At 73.5% G+C, this 17,113-nt stretch carries 8 protein-coding genes and 1 pseudogene; all 9 read left to right on the top strand.

The genetic code is table 11. From position 1 onward, the window contains the following. Nucleotides 1–89: 89 nt before the first annotated feature. The 9 genes and pseudogenes from GQQ92_RS15110 (at nucleotide 90) to GQQ92_RS15075 (ending at nucleotide 17,101) form a co-directional block, all read left to right on the top strand. Complete coding sequence (locus GQQ92_RS15110) at nucleotides 90–1,550, top strand: serine/threonine-protein kinase (RefSeq protein WP_157000130.1); 1,461 nt, start codon at nucleotides 90–92, stop codon at nucleotides 1,548–1,550. Continuing rightward, nucleotides 1,547–7,420 carry an Ig-like domain-containing protein gene (locus tag GQQ92_RS15105; RefSeq protein ID WP_157000129.1) on the top strand — a complete coding sequence of 1,958 codons (5,874 nt, stop codon included), beginning with the start codon at nucleotides 1,547–1,549 and terminating at the stop codon, nucleotides 7,418–7,420. Before GQQ92_RS15110 ends, GQQ92_RS15105 begins: the two co-directional genes overlap by 4 nt. 17 nt (nucleotides 7,421–7,437) lie before the next feature. Continuing rightward, nucleotides 7,438–8,409: an AAA family ATPase gene (locus GQQ92_RS15100; protein ID WP_157000128.1), complete on the top strand. Its 972-nt coding sequence runs from the start codon at nucleotides 7,438–7,440 to the stop codon at nucleotides 8,407–8,409. Further along, a complete protein-coding gene (locus GQQ92_RS15095) occupies nucleotides 8,406–9,734 on the top strand; it encodes a DUF58 domain-containing protein (protein ID WP_157000127.1) in 1,329 nt (442 codons plus the stop codon). The genes GQQ92_RS15100 and GQQ92_RS15095 overlap by 4 nt, the downstream gene beginning before the upstream one ends. Continuing rightward, nucleotides 9,731–12,043 (top strand): DUF3488 and transglutaminase-like domain-containing protein, encoded by a 2,313-nt coding sequence (locus tag GQQ92_RS15090; RefSeq protein ID WP_157000126.1) that lies wholly within the window; start codon nucleotides 9,731–9,733, stop codon nucleotides 12,041–12,043. The genes GQQ92_RS15095 and GQQ92_RS15090 overlap by 4 nt, the downstream gene beginning before the upstream one ends. Next, nucleotides 12,040–12,102, top strand: a pseudogene (locus GQQ92_RS17000) (zinc-ribbon domain-containing protein); the annotation flags it as partial. The gene GQQ92_RS15090 and the pseudogene GQQ92_RS17000, both read left to right, overlap by 4 nt. Nucleotides 12,103–12,204: 102 nt before the next feature. Further along, a complete protein-coding gene (locus GQQ92_RS15085; RefSeq protein ID WP_232057733.1) occupies nucleotides 12,205–12,648 on the top strand; it encodes an FHA domain-containing protein in 444 nt (147 codons plus the stop codon). A gap of 96 nt (nucleotides 12,649–12,744) precedes the next feature. Beyond that, entirely contained in the window at nucleotides 12,745–15,768 is a 3,024-nt protein-coding gene (locus GQQ92_RS15080) for an FtsK/SpoIIIE domain-containing protein (RefSeq protein ID WP_157000124.1), read from the top strand. Between the two features lie 148 nt (nucleotides 15,769–15,916). Further along, the gene (locus tag GQQ92_RS15075) at nucleotides 15,917–17,101 is read left to right on the top strand and encodes an ABC transporter substrate-binding protein (RefSeq protein ID WP_157000123.1); all 1,185 of its coding nucleotides are present in this window, start codon (nucleotides 15,917–15,919) and stop codon (nucleotides 17,099–17,101) included. The last annotated feature ends 12 nt before the right edge of the window (nucleotides 17,102–17,113 follow it).

The raw sequence follows: 17,113 nt of genomic DNA, 5'->3' as shown, positions 1-17,113 counted from the left end.
CCGCGCGGGCGGCGACCCTAGAATGGGGCTGTCCGCGGCGACGCTCGTGCGCACCCGCGAGCGTGACGGACCAGAGGTCAGGGAGGATCGTGTCGAGACGTCTGCCTTCCACGCCTCCGACGCTGCCGGGGTTCTCGTTCGTGCGCGTGCTCGGCTCCGGCGGGTTCGCCGACGTCTTCCTGTACGAGCAGAACATGCCGCGTCGACTCGTCGCGGTCAAGGTGCTGTTGGCCGAGGTCGTGAACGACGACCTCCGCCGCATGTTCCAGGCCGAGGTCAACGTCATGGCGCAGCTCTCGTCGCACCCCTCGATCCTCACCGTCTACCAGGCCGGGGTCGCCGCTGACGGCCGTCCCTACCTCGTCATGGAGTTCTGCCCGTCCGGGCTCGGGCAGCGCTACCGTGCCGCGCCGATCCCGCTGTCGGAGGTGCTCTCCACCGGGGTGCGCATCGCCGGGGCCGTCGAGACCGCGCATCGCAGCAGCGTGCTGCACCGCGACATCAAGCCGTCGAACATCCTCTCGACCGCCTACGGGCACCCCGTGCTCTCCGACTTCGGCATCGCCGCCACGCTCGGCGGATCCGAGACCGCGGACGCGATCGGCATGTCCATCCCGTGGTCGGCGCCGGAGGTGCTGCACGACGACGTGGCCGGGACCGTGCACACCGAGGTCTGGTCGCTCGGCGCCACGGTCTACTCGCTCCTCGCCGGACGCAGCCCCTTCGAGGAGCCGGATCGGGAGAACACCCCGAAGCAGGTTGCGGCGCGTATCGGCCGCACGGGCCTGCGGCCCACGGGGCGCGCCGACGTGCCCGCGTCCCTCGAGGCGGTGCTCGCCCGAGCCATGTCCAAGCGACCGCAGGACCGCCAGGGCGGCGCGATGGAGTTCGGCCGCGACCTGCAGGCGGTGGAACTGGAGCTCGGCCTGCCGCAGACGCCGCTCGAGGTCGGCTCCGACGAGTGGGAGGCGGTCGCGATCGACCTCGACGAACGCACGAGCCTCGCCGCCTCGCCCGTGATCCAACGGCGCCGGACGACGAGGCGCCGACGCTCGAACGACGCTATGGCGGCGACCACCCGCCGCGCCGACTCCCGCGCGGCGGGCGCCACGACCGGTGCGTCGCGCGGGTCGGGGGCGACCGGCGGCACCGGCGCGACGGGCGCCCCCGCGAACGGCGACGCCCGCTCCGCCCGGAGGACGCGGCGCCTCGTCTGGGGCCTCGGCGCCGCTTCGGCGATCCTCGTCGTGGGGCTCACGGTCGGCATCGTGCTCCTCACGACCGCGACGGCGGCGGTCCCCGTCGTCACCGACGTGCGCGGCACGGTCGACGACGAGACCGTGAGCTTCTCGTGGGACGACCCGGGCCTGCGCGCCGACGACGCCTACATCGTGGTCGTCGACGGCGAGGCGCAACCGGCGCAGCACGCGACGAACCTCGAGCACGCGGCATCCGCCGGCGACCACGTGTGCGCGAGCGTGACCGTGACGCGCGACGGCAAGTCCGGGAAGCCGAGCGAACAGCGCTGCGTCGACGTGGATTCCCGATGAGAGTGCCGAGGCTGCTCAGCGGACATCGTTCCGCCGTCATCGCCTCGGCGGTGAGCGCCGGCGTGGTCGCCGCCATCGTCGCCGTCGCCGTGTTCTCCGGCGGCTACTCGGCGCAGCGCGTCGATCTCGGCGACGCGGCCGTGTGGGTCGCCAACGGCGACCTCGAGTCGATCGGCCGGGCGAACACGTCGGTGCTCGAGCTCAATTCGATCGTCGAGACCGGGGGTGCGAGCGGCGAGATCCTCCAGCGCGGGCACACGGTGCTCGCCTTCGACCCCGACCGGGCGACCGTCGCCATCGTGGACCCCGCCCGGTCGGTGATCCAGGACACGATCGCCGTGCCGCCCGAGAGCAGCGTCGCGCTCGCCGGGTCCAGGGTCGTGGTCGCGGCGGGCGGCAAGATCTGGCTGGTCGACGAGGATCGCCTCGCCGACCTGACCACCGACGCCGAGCCGACGCTGAGCTTCGGAACGGGAGCGGCGGTGTCCGTCGACCCCGACGGCGTGCTCTTCGCGTACACGCCCTCGACCGGCGAGGTCCGCCGCGTCGACGCCGCGATCGCCGACTCGGTCGGCGAGCAATGGCGCACCGACGCGGCCGACCCCGATGCGGCACTGCAGATCACCTCGGTGGGGGAGCGCTGGGCGGTGTTCGACGAGTCGACCAGGACGCTCATGCTCGAGGACCGCACGCTCGACCTGCGCTCGCAGATCGGGGTCGGCGACGCCCCCGTGCTGCAGCAACCCGCCTCCGACGGACGCGTGCTCGCGATCGCGACGCGCTCGGGCATGCTCCGCGTCGACCTCGAGTCCGGTGCGGTCGTCGACGTGCCCGTGCCCGGTGCGGCGGGAGACCCGGCCGCCCCGGTGCGCCACGACGGATGCCTCCATGCCGCGTGGGCCGGCGGCACCGCATGGCGCTCGTGCGGCGGCGCCACCGGCACGACGACCACGACGCTCGAGGGCGTGCGCGGCGGTGCGGACCTCGTGTACCTCGCCAACGGCGAGACCCTCGTGCTGAACGACCGGGCCTCCGGCGCCTCGTGGGCCGCCGGCACCGACTACGGCCTGATCGACAACTGGGCGGCGCTGCTCGAGACCGAGCCCGACGACGAGACCATCGAGGCCGAGCACGCCGACGCCGACGCGCCGATCGAACGCAGCCAGGTCCCGCCGGTCGCGGTCCCCGACGAGTTCGGGGCGCGGCCCGGACGATCCTCGACGCTTCCCGTGCTCATGAACGACTCCGACGCGAACGGCGACGTGCTCGCGATCGACCGCGTCGAGGGCACGCTGCCCGACGGCGTGCGCCTCGACATCGTCGCCGACCGGCAGCAGGTGCAGGTCACCCTCGAGGCATCCGTCACCGGGGCGTTCGCGTTCGGCTACACGGTCGACGACGGCCGCGGCGGCAGCGCGAGCACCTCCGTGCGCGTGACGGTGCGCACCGACGACGAGAACTCGCCGCCACGGCAGGTGCGCGATCGGGTCGTCACCGTCGCGACGCCGGGGCGGGCGACGACCGCCGTGCTCAACGACTGGGTCGATCCCGACGGCGACCCGTTCTTCCTCCGCTCCGCGACCGCGGACGGCCCCGACACGGTCTCGTTCACGGCCGAGGGCACGGTGGTCTTCGACGAGAAGGGCGGCGCCGGGTCGACGAGGCGCGTCGCGCTCGTGGCATCCGACGGCCGCGACGACGGCGGCGGCGAACTCGACGTGCAGGTGCGCACGCCCGGCAGCGTCCCGCTCGTGGCCGAGCCGTTCGTCGTGCTCGCGACGGCGGGCGAGGAGGTGCGCATCGATCCGCTCCGGCACGCGCACGGCGGCGACGGGCGGATCAACCTGAGCTCGGTCCCGGCGAAGGAGGACGCGCAGATCACGCCCGACTACGACGGCGGCACGTTCCGGTTCCGCAGTCCGGCGGAACGCACGCACTACCTCGACTACGTCGTCACCGACGGGACCACGACGAGCACGGGGATCATCCGGGTCGAGGTCGAGGCGCCGCCCGAGCGCGACACGACGCCGATCACCGTCCCGCACACGGCCTTCCTCCGCATGGGGGCCCCGATGGACGTGGACGTGCTCGCGACCGACATCGACCCGACGGGCGGCGTGCTCGTCGCCACCGGGGTCGACGGGGTCGACCCCGCGCTCGCCACCGTCGAGATCATCGACCACCGCATCCTGAGGGTGGAACTGCTCGGCCCGCCGCCCCTCGGTTCGTTCTCCTTCGGCTACCGCGTCAGCAACGGCCTCGGCGACGCCGACGGCGTCGTCACCGTGGTGCACGTGCCGGATCCGGCACGGAACCAGCCGCCGGTGGCGAACGTGGATTCCGCGACGGCCCGCGTCGGCGACGTCATCGACATCCCCGTGCTCGCGAACGACGACCACCCCGACGGATTCTCCTTCGAGCTCGCGCCCGAACTCGAGGAGGAGCCCGCCGAGGGCCTGTTGTTCCCCAGCGGCGACCGCCTGCGGTATTTCGCGCCTGACGAGCCCGGCGAGTACGACGCGGTCTACCGGGTGATCGCCTCCGACGGGCAGGTCGCCTCGGCCGCCGTGCACCTCACGGTGCGGGCCGCCGACCCCGAGACCAACGCGTCGCCCGTGCCGCCGACGATCACGGCCCGCGCCCTCGCCGGGGACACCGTCCGCATCCCGATCCCGCTGACCGCGACCGACCCCGACGGCGACTCGGTGCAGCTCGTCGGCCAGGAGTCGAACCCCGAACTCGGCGTGGTGCCGCAGACGGGCCCGGGCTGGCTCGACTACGAGGCAGGCGCCTACGCTGCGGGCACCGACACGTTCACGTACTCGGTGATCGACGCGCTCGGCGCCCGCGGCACGGGCACGGTGCGGGTCGGCATCGCGGCACGCCCCGACGCGGCGCGCAACCCGGTCGCGGTGCAGGACCGCGTGCTCGTGCGCCCGGGCCGCACGGTCTCGGTGCGGGTCCTCGCCAACGACAGCGACCCCGACGGCAGCCCGCTCACGCTCGTGGACGTCGAGCCGAACGGCAACGACCTCGCGCACGAGATCGTCGACGACCACATCGACATCGCGGTGCCGGAGGAGGAGGACACCTACGGGTTCCGCTACACCGTGCGGAACGAGAACGCCGGCACGGCGTCGGCCTTCGTGCTCGTCGTCGCGGCCGAGGAGGCCCCGCTCGCCCGGCCGGAGGTCGAGGACGCGGTGCTGACCCTCAGCGACATCCTCGACCGCGACCAGGTCGACGTCGACGTGCTCGCGAAGACGTTCCTCGCCGACGGCGATTCGGAGGACCTCGACGTCGGACTCCTCGACGGGTACCGCACCGGCGTCGAGGTGCTCTCCGACGGCCGCATCCGCGTCGACGTCGAGGACCAGCGCCGCATCATCCCGTTCCTGGTCGCGCGGCCCGACGATCCGGGGGTGGTGACGGCGGCCTTCATCTGGGTCCCCGGGCACGACGACGCGGTGCCGCAGCTGCGGCGCGACGCGCCCGGGGTCGCCGTGCGGAGCGGGGCGACGAGGCGGCTGGACATCGCGGACTTCGTGATCGCCGCATCCGGGCGACCGGTGCGGATCACGGATGCCGCGAGCGTGCGTGTCGCCCACGGCGACGGCGAGGACGCGTGGGTCGATGAGAACACGCTCAGGTTCCGCAGCGAGGAGGGGTACTTCGGGCCCGCGTCGATCTCGTTCACGGTCACCGACGGCGAGTCGGCTCAGGATCCCACCGGGAGGACCGGCACGATCGTGATCCCGATCACGGTGCTGGCGGCGGAGGACCTGCCGCCGGTCTTCGACGGCGCCGCGATCGACGTCCAGCCGGGCGAGTCCAAGCTGATCGAGCTGGAGAAGCTCACGACCTACGCGGATCGGGATCGGGTGGACGAACTCCGGTACCGGATCGTCGAGCCGCGGCCGGAAGGGTTCGACCTCGAGCTCGAGGGCGACGAGCTCACGATCATCGCCGCCGCCTCCGCGCAGATCGGCAGCACGGGCTCGGTGACCGTCGGCGTGGTGGACGAGGCCGGCGAGGGGACGCCGGGGCGCATCACCGTCGACGTCGTGCCCTCGACCCTGCCGATCGCCCGCCCGGTGCCCGATCAGGCGATCGCAGCGCGCGGGAAGACGACCGTCGTCGACGTGCTGGAGAACGACCGCCCGACCAACCCGTTCCCCGACCAACCCCTCCAGGTGGTGGCCGTCCGCGGTCTCGACGGGGGCGCGGCCGACGGCATCTCGATCGTGCCCTCCGGCGACCGCTCGTCGCTCTCGGTGACCGTCGCGGCCGACGCCGAGCCCGTCAACACGACGCTGCAGTATCAGGTGGCGGATGCCACGAACGATCCGAGCCGGTTCGCGTGGGGCACGGTCACGATCTCGGTGCAGGATCGGCCCGACCCGGTGACGGCGCCCGCGGTCACCGGATTCGGAGACGGCACCCTCGACGTCGTCTTCGGCGCGGGGGCGTTCAACAACTCGCCGATCACGGGCTACCGCATCGGGCTGCTCGACGCGGTGTCCGGCACCGAGGTCGCCGCATCGGAGTGCGCATCGACGACGTGCCGCGTGCCGACGCCGGGCAACGGCCGCGTCAACGCCGTCACGGTGCAGGTCCAGGCGCGCAACGCGATCGGCCTGTCAGATCCGCTGTCCGCCCCGGGGCCGATCTGGTCGGACGTGGTGCCCGGAGCCCCGACCGGGCTCGGTTCCCTGCCCCTCGATGGGCGGCTTCGCATCCAGTGGTCGCCCGTTCCCGTCGGCAACGGCAGCCCGGTGCACTCGTACGTCCTCGTCGTCGGCGGGGTGCCGCTCGAGGTCGACGCGGGCTCGGTGTGCACGGCGTCCCGCTGCTCGGTGGACTCACCGGCGCTCGCGAACGGCAGCCTCGTCGAGTTCTCAGTGAGCGCGCGCAACGAGGCGTACCCCGCGATGGCGACGTGGTCGGAGTCCAGGGCCTCCGGCACGCCGTTCGGGCCGCCGGTGCCGGGCGGCATCACCGTGGAGGGCGACGCGAACGCCGGAACGGTGACCGTCGCATGGTCGCCGTTCGGCGGCAACGGCGATGCCATCGGCGGGTACTTCGTGCAGCGGCTCGCCGACGGCGTGGCCTCGGTGCCGACGGGGCCGCAGGCCTGCTCGGTGACGACGCCCGCTCCGGGCGCGGTGGTCGCGCCGTCCCGCGGCGGCGGCGTGTCCGAGGTCGTCAGGGTGGGGCCGGATGCCACGAGCGCGACCTTCACGGGCACCGTGGCCGACTCCGTCAAGTACTCGTTCGTCGTGTGGGGCTTCAACCGGTCGGCCTGCGTCAACACGGCGGTCGCGGGACTCGTCGTGCGGCCGGCGCCGGGCGGCATCGATTCGGTCCGCAGCAGCATGGACTGGTTGAACGTCGAGACCTGGGACCGCTACATCTCCGAGGTCCGCCCCTCCTCGTCGAGGCTGCAGATCGTCGCCGTCGATGCCAACGGGCTGCGCATCGGCGAACCTCGGGAGTTCGCGGGCACGGGCTGGCTGAGGGCGTTGCTGAACCGCCCGTTCGGCGAGACCGCGCGCTTCCAGGTCAGGTCGTGTTCGGCGTGGGGCACGTGCGGGCCGTGGTCGGCGGTGCTGCCCGCCGACGCCTCGCCCTCGCTGACGTTCGCGCTGCCGTCGCGCGTGTGGGATCCGGAACGGTCGGCCTGGTCGTGGACGGGCGAACCCGACAACTCGGGCATCCCCGCGAGCTTCCGCTGCGGGGTGGACGGCGACCCGGAGGGCGTCGCGGCGCAGCGCCCGACGAGCTGCCGCATCCCCGGGGCGCAGCCCGACGACCGCGTCTGGTTGGATGTTGAGGTCGCCGGCGTGAAAGTGAGGTACACCGACCCGTGATCACCGATGGAGCCAGAATGACGATGACGCCCGAAGAGGCCTCGAGCTTCGCCGCGAACCTCGACCGGCTCGTCGGCGCGGTCGAAGAGGTGCTGCTCGGCAAGAACCGCGTGGTGCGCCTCGCGTTCACCGCGCTGCTGAGCGAAGGGCACCTGCTGCTCGACGACGTGCCGGGCACCGGCAAGACGTCGCTCGCACGCGCCATGGCGCAGTCGGTCAAGGGCACGAGCAACCGGGTGCAGTTCACCCCCGACCTGCTGCCGGGCGACATCACCGGCGTCACCGTCTACGACCAGCGCAGCGGCCGGTTCGAGTTCCACCCGGGGCCGGTGTTCGCGAGCATCGTCCTCGCCGACGAGATCAACCGCGCGAGCCCGAAGACGCAGTCGGCCCTCCTGGAGGTCATGGAGGAGGGGCAGGTCACCGTCGACGGGCAGACGCACGCGGTGGGGCATCCGTTCATGGTCATCGCCACGCAGAATCCGGTCGAGCAGGCCGGCACGTACCGCCTGCCGGAGGCGCAGCTCGACCGGTTCCTCATGCGCACCTCGATCGGCTACCCCGACCACGCGTCGACGATCCGGATCCTGGAGGGCGCCGACCAGCGCGCGCACGGGCACCAGATCGCGGCGCAGCTCGACGGCGAGGAGATCGTCGCGATGGCCGCGTCGGCCCGCACCGTCTTCGTCGACCCCACGATCCACGACTACGTCGCACGGCTCGTGGACGCCACGCGGACCGCGCGGGAGGTGCGCCTCGGGGTCAGCGTGCGCGGTGCGCTGGCGCTGATCCGCGCCGCGAAGACGCACGCCGCCGGACGGGGTCGGCACTACGTGGTCCCCGACGACGTCAAGGCGCTCGCCGAGCCCGTGCTCGCGCACCGGCTGATCCTCGACGCCGAGGCGGAGTTCGACGGGGTCACCGCCTCGAACCTCGTCTCGCAGGTGCTCATCGAGACGCCGCCCCCGTCGACGAGGCAAGCGGTGTGAGCCTCACCCCGACCCGCACCACCATGCCCGAGGACGCTCGGCGCGAGGGGGTGCTCGCCGCGCTCATCGCGCATCTCGTGCGCGGGGTCGCCGGCGCGGCGTCCACGTTCGGCCGGTGGCAGGCGCAGGTCGGTTCGGTCGTCACCGCGCGCGGGTGGATGACGATCGCGGGCGGGCTGTTCGCCCTCGTGGTCGGGTTCATGTGGGGGTGGGTCGAGGCGATCGCCCTCGGATCGGGGCTGCTCATCGTGGCGGTCGCCGCGTCGGCGTGGCTGTTCGGCCGCGGTGCGTCGAGCGTGGACCTCACGCTCCCGGTCTCGCGGGTCGTCGTCGGCGAGCCCGCGAACGCGAGGCTCGTCGCGTCCAATCCCGGTCCGCGCCGGTGGGGCGGCGTGCGGCTCGAACTGCCGGTGGGCGCCCGCACGATCGAGTGGGCGCTGCCCGCCATACCCCGCGGCGGGTCCTTCGAGCGCAGCTTCCGCGTGCCCGCCGAGCGACGCGGGCTCGTGCAGGTGGGGCCGACCCGCACGGTGCGGGCGGATCCGCTCGGGCTCATGCGCCGCGAGATCGTCTGGTCGCAGACCGTCGAACTGCGGGTGCATCCGCGCACGGTCGCGATCGCGGCGCTGAGCTCGGGGTTCATCCGCGACCTGGAGGGCTCGCCGACGCGCGACCTGACGGCGAGCGACATCGCCTTCCACGCCCTCCGCGAGTACCTCCCCGGCGACGACCGGCGCTTCATCCACTGGAAGAGCTCGGCGAAGACCGGCACCTTCATGGTCCGCCAGTTCGAGGAGACCCGCCGGAGCCGGCTCGTGGTCGTGCTCGACCTCGATCCCGAGGCCTACGTCGACGAGGCGGAGTTCGAGCTCGCCGTGAGCGCCGCGGCATCCGTCGGGGCACGCGCCATCCGTGACGCCAGGACCGTCTCGTTCGTGGTGTCCGGGCGTGTGGGCGAAGGCGGGCGCGCAGGCGCGGCATCCGCGATGCGCGAGCTCCCGACCGTGACCCGCGACCGGCTCCTCGATGCGCTCTGCACGATCGAGCGCGACGCCCGAGCCACCACGTTGGCGGATGTCTCCAGGGCCGCCGCCGAGGCCATGCCCGGCGTCTCCCTCGCCTTCCTCGTGACCGGCACGGCGCGCGCGGTCACCGAGCTCCGCGCGGCGGCGTCGAAGCTGCCCGGCGGCGTCGAGACGATCGCCGTCCGGTGCTCGCCGGAGGGGGAGGCCACGGCGCGCACCGTCGCCGGGTTCACCGTCTTCGGCATCGGATACCTCGAGGACCTCCGGGCGATGCTCGCGCGAACGGCCTCCGTCGCATGAGCGCGCGCACGGGCCCGGTCGTCGGCGGTTCGCCGGTCGGCGCGACCGTCGCGGTGCTCCTGCTCGTCGTCGCGCTCGGCGCCGCCATGATCCCGTGGTGGCCCGTGTACGAGAGTTGGGGCTTCATCGTCGCCGCGGCCGTCGCGATCGCGGCGGGCACGGCGATCGCGCTCATCGGGGCGCGGCGCTCGTGGCCGACGTGGGCGGTGCTCGTCGCGATCGCGGTCGCCTTCCTCGTGCTCGGCGTGCCGGCGGCGGTGCCGTCCCAGGCGGTGGCGGGCGTGCTCCCGACGCCGCAAGGCATCCTCGAGCTCATCACCGCCACCGCGCTGTCGTGGAAGCAGCTCGTGACCATCAGCGTGCCCGTCGGCTCGTACCAGGCGCTCCTCGTTCCGCCGTTCCTGCTCGGGCTGGTCGCCTCGACGGCTGCGGTCACGATCGCGTTCCGCACGCGGCATCCGGTGCTCGCGGTGCTGCCCCCGGCGGGACTCATGGCCGCCGGCATCCTCCTCGGCGTCGTGCACGGCGCCTTCGCGCTGACGGGCGGCCTGGCCTTCCTCGTCGCGGTCGTCGCGTGGATGGCGTTCGTCGCCGTCGCCGACCGCCGCGCGGCCGTCGGACGCGGCGGCATGGAGCACGCCCTCGCCGACGCGCGACGCGTGCTCGGGGCATCCGTGATCCTCGCGGTCGCGCTCGTGGGCGCGACGGCGACGGCGACGCTCGCGCCCGTGCAGGCCCGGACGGTGATCCGTTCGGAGGTGCAGCCGCCGTTCGAACCGCGCGACCACGAGAGCCCGTTGGCCGCGTTCCGCGCCGCCTTCGCGCCGGAGACCGCCGACGAGGCGATGCTCGAGGTCACCGGGCTCTCGCCGGGCGCCGGGCTGCGGGTCGCGACCATGGACACCTACGACGGCGTCGTCTACACGGTGGGCGGCTCCGACGGCACGTCGCTCTCGGGCACCTTCACCCGCGTGCCCTACCGGCTCGACCAGTCGGGCACGCGCGGCGCGCAGATGCGGCTCGGCGTGCACGTGCTCGCCTACGACGACGTGTGGGTGCCCGGCGTCGACCGGCTCGAGCGCATCGAGTTCCGCGGAACGCGCGCCGAGACCCTCGCCGACGGGTTCTTCTACAACGACACCACGGGCACGGCCGCGGTCACCCCGGGCCTCGAGCGGGGCGACCGATACACGGCGTGGTCGGTGGCCGTGGCCGAGCCGGCGAGCGTGCGCGCGCTCCGGCCGGGCACGAGCGTGCTCCCGGCGGCGCCCGCGCTGCCGACCGAGCTCGCGAGCCTGCTCGACGAGTGGGCGCCGGCCTCCGATCCGGAGGGGGAGCGGCTGGCCGCGGCGATCGCGGCGCTGCGGAACGTCGGCTACATCAGCCACGGCACCGACGGCGAGGTCCCGAGCCGGTCGGGCCACGCGCTCGACCGGCTGACCCAGCTCGCCACCGATGTGCCGATGCTCGGCGACGGCGAGCAGTACGCCGTCGCCGCGGCGATGATGGCGCGCGAGATCGGGTTCCCCGCGCGGGTCGTGGTCGGGTATCGGGCGACGGATGCCGCGGCGTCGGGCTCCGGCGATGCCGCGGCATCCGAGGACGTCACCGTCTTCCGGCGGAGCGACCTCCAGGCGTGGATCGAGGTCGAACGCGCGAACGGCACGTGGATCGCGGTGGACCCGAACCCGCTGCCGAGGCCCGTGCCCGATCGCGAGCCCGACCAGCCGATGACCGTGGAGCGCCCGCAGTCGGCGCTGCCGCCCCCTCCCGAGCGCACACGGATCGACGTCGGCGACGACGCCGGCGACCGCGCCGACGAGGGGCCGCGCGATGAATCCGAGCAGTGGATCGCGGTGCTGCGCGACGTGTTGACGGTCACCGGCCTCGTCGTGCTCGCGGCGGCGCTCCTGGCCAGCCCCTTCCTCGCGGTGATCGTGGCGAAGCTGCGGCGTCGCCGCCTGCGCCGGCGCGCGAAGACCGAGGTCGAGCGCATCGAGGGCGGATGGCTCGAGTTCGCGGACACCGCCGCCGACTACGGGTATCCGATCCGTGCCGGCACCACGAGGGCCGAGCAGGCGGCGACGGTGGGCGGTCTCGCTCCGCTCGTGCTCGCATCGGTCGTCGACCGGGCGGTGTTCGCGCCGAGCGGTCCGGCGCCCGGCGACGACGAGCGCGTGTGGCAGTCGGTCGACGACCTGCAGCAGCGGCTCGCCGCGCCGCGCACGAGGCGCGAGCAGTGGCGGGCGGCCGTCTCCCTGACCTCGCTCGGCGGGTACGCTGGCAGCCGGAGAGGTGGTCGCGAATGAGATGTCGCATCTGCGGTGCGGCGTTGCCCGACGGTGCGATGTTCTGCGGGCACTGCGGCAGTTCGACGAGTGCCACCCCCGAGTCGCGTCGCCGACCCGACGCGCGTCCGGGCGACACGATGTCCCTCGGGCGGGGATTGCGCCACAGCGGTGTCGTCAGCGTGGCCGTCGACGCTCCCGCGGCCGCCGTCGAGCCCGTCGCGCCGTCCGGCCCCGCGGGAGCGGAGGCGCCCGCGGCATCCCGACGACCGGAGGAGCCGGCGCCGTCCGAGCCCGCCCCGCTCCGATTCGTGCTGCGATTCTCCTCGGGCGAGATCCGCATCGTGTCGGGCACCGGCCTCGTCGGGCGACGGCCGCTGCCGCAGCCGGGCGAGGCGTTCGACCACCTCGTGACCGTGGCCGATCCGAGCCGGTCGGTCTCGAAGACGCATCTCGAGTTCGGGGTGCACGACGAAGCGCTGTGGATCGCCGACCGGTTCTCGGGCAACGGCACGATCCTCCGGCGGCGCGACGACGTGGCACTGCGCTGCGAGCCCGGGCGACGCTACCTCGTCCCTCGGGGAACGGTCGTCGAGATGGCCGAGCAGTCGTTCACGGTGGGCTGAACGCACTCCTCCTCCACAAACGGCCGCGGATGCCGCGGGCGCACCGTTGCCGCGACGGCGCGGGCTCCGTCGCCACCGGCCTGATGTCATGGCCCGATGTCCACGCGCCTCTTCGCCCCGCCGGAGACCACCCGACTCCCGCTGACGCTGCCGCCCGTCGCGCCGGCGCCGTCATCGCCCGGGTTCCCGTTCCTCGCGGCGATCGCCCCGGTCGCGGCCTCGCTCGTGCTCTGGTTCGCGACCGGTTCCGTCCTCTCGCTCGCCTTCGCCGCCCTCGGGCCGCTCCTCGCCGTCGCCACGATGCTCGACGCCCGTCGACAGCGGCGGCGCACGATCCGCCTGGCCGAGGCCGAGCGCGCCGAGGCCTTCGAGCGGCTGCACCGCCAGATCGGCCTGCGACACCTCGACGAGGCCGCCGACCTCTGGTCGCGGCATCCGCCCGCCAGGTCCCTCGCGCGCGAGGGCGGCGTGCCGGCCTGGGGCCGCGATCGGCTCGCACCCGTCGTCGTGGGCAGCGCCGCGGTCGAGAGCGCGATCCGCATCGAGGGGAGCCCGGTCGACGAACGCGACCGCGCGGCCGTCGACGCCGCGCGGCGCCTCGAGCACGCGCCCGTCATTGTCGACCTCCGCGACGGACTCGGCATCGTGGGGTCGCCCCAGCTCGTCCGGGCCGCGGCGCGGGCGGTGCTCGTGCAGCTCGCACACGCCGTCGCACCCGACCTCGTCGCCTTCACCGCACCCGACACCCCCGCGTGGGCCTGGGTCGGGATGCTGCCGCACGCGGGGGCCGGCACGATCGCGGTCGTGGAGGCGGTGCCGTGCACCAAGCCGGGGGCGACGCCGTCGACGCGCGCGACGCGCGTCGGCCACGACGCCGAGGCCGCGATCACGGTCGCGCTCGCGTCGGAGGCGTCGTCGCTGCCACCGGGCCTCGGCGTCGTGATCGAGATCGACGCGCCCCGAACGGCCCGGATGCTCCGGGCGGGCGACGGCGGAGCGCCGGCCGAGCTCGCACCCGAGACGCTCGGACTCGAGCAGGCCGCGGAGTGGGCCGAGCAGGCGCGTGCATTCGCCGCGCGGAGCGGCGCCGTCGGCGCCGTCGCCATTCCCGCCCTCGTGCCCGTCGGCGACCTGCCGGAGCCCGACGCGCCCGTGCGCAGCAGGGCGTCGCTGCGCGCTGCGCTCGGGGTGACCCGCGAGGGGGTGCTCGAGCTCGACCTCGTCGCCGACGGACCGCACGCCATCGTGGCCGGCACGACGGGCAGCGGCAAGAGCGAGTTCCTCCTCGCCTGGATCCGTCAGCTCGCGGCCGCGCATCCCCCTGAACGGGTCGCCTTCCTGCTCGTCGACTTCAAGGGCGGCGCGGCCTTCGAACCCGTCGCGGCGCTGCCCCATGTCGCGGGCATCGTGACCGACCTCGAGGAGGCCGAGGCCGAGCGAGCCGTCCTGAGCCTGCGCGCCGAGCTCCGCCATCGCGAGCGGGTGCTGCGCGCGGCCGGGGTCCGCGACATGTCCCTCCTCGCCGACGACGCGCCGCTCGGCCGGCTCGTGGTGGTGATCGACGAGTTCCAGGCGATGGTCCAGCGCTTCCGCGAGCTCGCCGCGGTCGTCGCCGACATCGCATCGCGCGGGCGGTCCCTCGGCGTGCACCTCGTGCTCGCCTCGCAGCGGCCGAACGGGGTGCTCGGCGACCAGGTCACGGCGAACGCCCCCATCCGCGTCTCCCTCCGCGTCATGAACCGGGCCGACAGCATCGCCGTCGTCGGCACCGACGAGGCCGCGCAGATCCCGGTCGACCGTCCGGGCAGGGGCATCGTCGATCGCGGCGACGGCACGCCGGTGCCGTTCCAGTCGGCGCTCGTCGACGGGGCCTCGATCGAGTCGGTGCGCCGGCGGTTCACTGACGCGCCGCCGGTCCGGCGGCCGTGGCTCGATCCGCTGCCGCGCCGTCTCGGCCCAGACGAGCTCGCACACGCGGTGGCGGAGTCCGTCGGCGCCGCTGCTCGAACCGAGGGGGTGCACACCGGCATGCACCGCACGACCGCATCGAACGCCGAGACCGCGCGCGCCGACGCCCGCGGGTCGGGCCGCCCGGCATCCGCGGTGCCCTTCGGCCTCGTCGACGAACCCGACCTCCAGCGCCGTTCGGTCGCCGCCTGGGCGCCGGGCGATGACGGGCCGCTGCTCGTGCTCGGCGCCCCCGGCAGCGGGCGCTCGACGGCGCTCGCCGCGATCGAGGCCGCGATGCGCGCGCAGCCGGCGACCGGGGTCACGCGTCTCGGCAACGGACGCGGTGCCGACTGGGCCGCCCTCATCGGGCTCCTCGGCGGGCACGACTCGTCGCCTCGGCGGCGGCTGCTCGTCCTCGACGACCTCGACGCCTGCTTCGCGGCGTGGCCCGAGGAGTACCGGCACGCCGCCGTCGCCGCGCTCGAACGGCTGCTCCGCGAGACCCGCGGCAGCGGCGTCTCCGTCGTCGCGTCGGCCGCCCTCGGGCATCGCCTCGGCGGCGGCCTGCGCGACCTGTTCGGCGCGACGCTGCACCTGCGGCACGCCTCGCGAGCGGAGCTCGCGCACGCGGGCGGCGTCGCCGACCTCTGGCAGCGCGACGAGCCGCCGGGCGCGGGGCAGTGGCGCGGCCGTCGTCTCCAGATCGTGGACGCGCCGCGGCCGCCCGCCGATGCGGTTCCGGAGCCGGAGACGGTCGACTTCGCCGCGGCATCCGTCGCCGTGGTGTCGGCGACCGTGCAACGAGACCTCGCCGATCTGCGAGCGCTCGGTCTCCAGCCGACGCTGCTCGCAGCCGGCGGCGAGCGCGAGGTCGCCGCGGCCGTCGCCGCCCTGGAGCGTCCCGTCGTCATCGGCGACGCGGAGGCCTGGATGTCGGCGTACTCGCTGAGCGGCCGCATGCGCGACTCGGCCCGGCTCGTCGTCCACGGCGGGCTCCGCGAGTTCCGGGCGCTCGCCCCCGCGTCCGCAGGCCGCACCGGCGCGATCTCGCTGCCGCCGCTGCTCGACGACGCCGATCCGGAGTGCTGGCAGGTCGATCCCGGGCGCACCGCGGCGCGTCGAAGATGGAAAACGACGGAAACCTCTCTGAATGTCCAATCCGGGCGCTGAATCCGAATGAGAAGTTCGCAGAAATTAACGATTCGGACACCGAAGCGTGAATTGAGCAACGCAGTGTGGCAGTATCGACGCACCCCATGGCAACGTCGCTGACCCGAATGGAGCACCCGTGACCTCTCGGCCCCTTCCCCAGGACCCGATGATCCGAACTCTCATCGCTCGCGCCCGCGCGTCGCAGATGAGCCGCCGCACGATGCTCGCCGGAGCGGGCGCGGGTGCCTCGGCGCTCGCCCTCGCCGCGTGCTCCACAGGCGGCGGGGCGACGAAGCCGACCCCGGCGGCGGATTCCTCGGCCACCGACAAGAGCCTCAACTGGGCGAACTGGGCCGCCTACATCGACGAAGACGACTCGGGCAACTACCCCACGCTCCAGGCCTTCGAGGCCGAGACCGGCATCAAGGTCAACTACGAGGTCGCCGTCGACGACAACAACACCTACTACGGCAAGGTCAAGGACCAGCTCGCCCTCGGTCAGGACATCGGCGCCGACGCCGTGTGCCTCACCGACTGGATGGTCAGCCGCTGGATCCGGTTCGGCTACACGCAGGAACTGAACCACGACAACATCCCGAACATCGCCAACCTCAACCCGGCGCTGCGCGACCCCGACTTCGACAAGGGCCGCGCCTTCTCCCTCCCGTGGCAGGGCGGGTTCGCCGGCATCTGCTGGAACAAGGAGGCCTTCCCCGACGGCCTCGCCTCGGTCGAGGACCTCTGGTCCTCCGAGCTGAAGGGCCGGGTCGGCGTGCTCTCCGAGATGCGCGACACGATGGGGCTCATCATGCTGCAGAACGGCGTCGACATCGCCGGCGACTGGGGCGACGCGGAGTTCGACGCGGCCATCGACGTGCTCACCGAGCAGGTCGAGAGCGGCCAGGTGCGCAACATCAAGGGCAACGCCTACCTCGAAGACCTGAAGAGCGGCGACACGCTCGCCGCGATCTGCTGGTCGGGCGACATCACGGTCATCAACGCCGAGGCCGGCGACAAGTGGGAGTTCGCGATCCCCGACGCCGGCGGAACCCTCTGGAACGACAACTTCCTCGTGCCCGTCGGATCCACGCGCAAGACGAACGCCGAGACGCTCATGAACTACTACTACGAGCCCGAGGTCGCTGCCGAGGTCGCCGCCTGGGTGAACTACATCACCCCCGTGGTCGGCGCGAAGGAGGCGGCCGAGGCGATCGACCCCGAGCTCGCCGAGAACCAGCTCATCTTCCCGAACGAGGAGACCCTGTCGAACGCGCACATCTTCCGCACCCTCACCGGCGCCGAAGAGCAGAAGTACCAGGCGCAGTTCCAGAGCATCCTGCTCGGCGCCTGAGAGAGGGCGACA

Origin of the sequence: Agromyces terreus, assembly GCF_009749465.1 — a bacterium.
In the GTDB taxonomy this organism is placed as follows: domain Bacteria; phylum Actinomycetota; class Actinomycetes; order Actinomycetales; family Microbacteriaceae; genus Agromyces; species Agromyces terreus.
Note: the sequence above shows the minus strand (reverse complement) of the source record. Positions and strands in the feature narration are given on the sequence as shown.

Bases quoted from the DNA above. Each gene is read 5' to 3' on its own strand.
- GQQ92_RS15105 (WP_157000129.1), top strand. From the start codon at position 1,547: ATGAGAGTGCCGAGGCTGCTCAGCGGACATCGTTCCGCCGTCATCGCC.
- GQQ92_RS15075 (WP_157000123.1), top strand. From the start codon at position 15,917: ATGATCCGAACTCTCATCGCTCGCGCCCGCGCGTCGCAGATGAGCCGC.
- GQQ92_RS15080 (WP_157000124.1), top strand. From the start codon at position 12,745: ATGTCCACGCGCCTCTTCGCCCCGCCGGAGACCACCCGACTCCCGCTG.
- GQQ92_RS15100 (WP_157000128.1), top strand. From the start codon at position 7,438: ATGACGATGACGCCCGAAGAGGCCTCGAGCTTCGCCGCGAACCTCGAC.
- GQQ92_RS15090 (WP_157000126.1), top strand. From the start codon at position 9,731: ATGAGCGCGCGCACGGGCCCGGTCGTCGGCGGTTCGCCGGTCGGCGCG.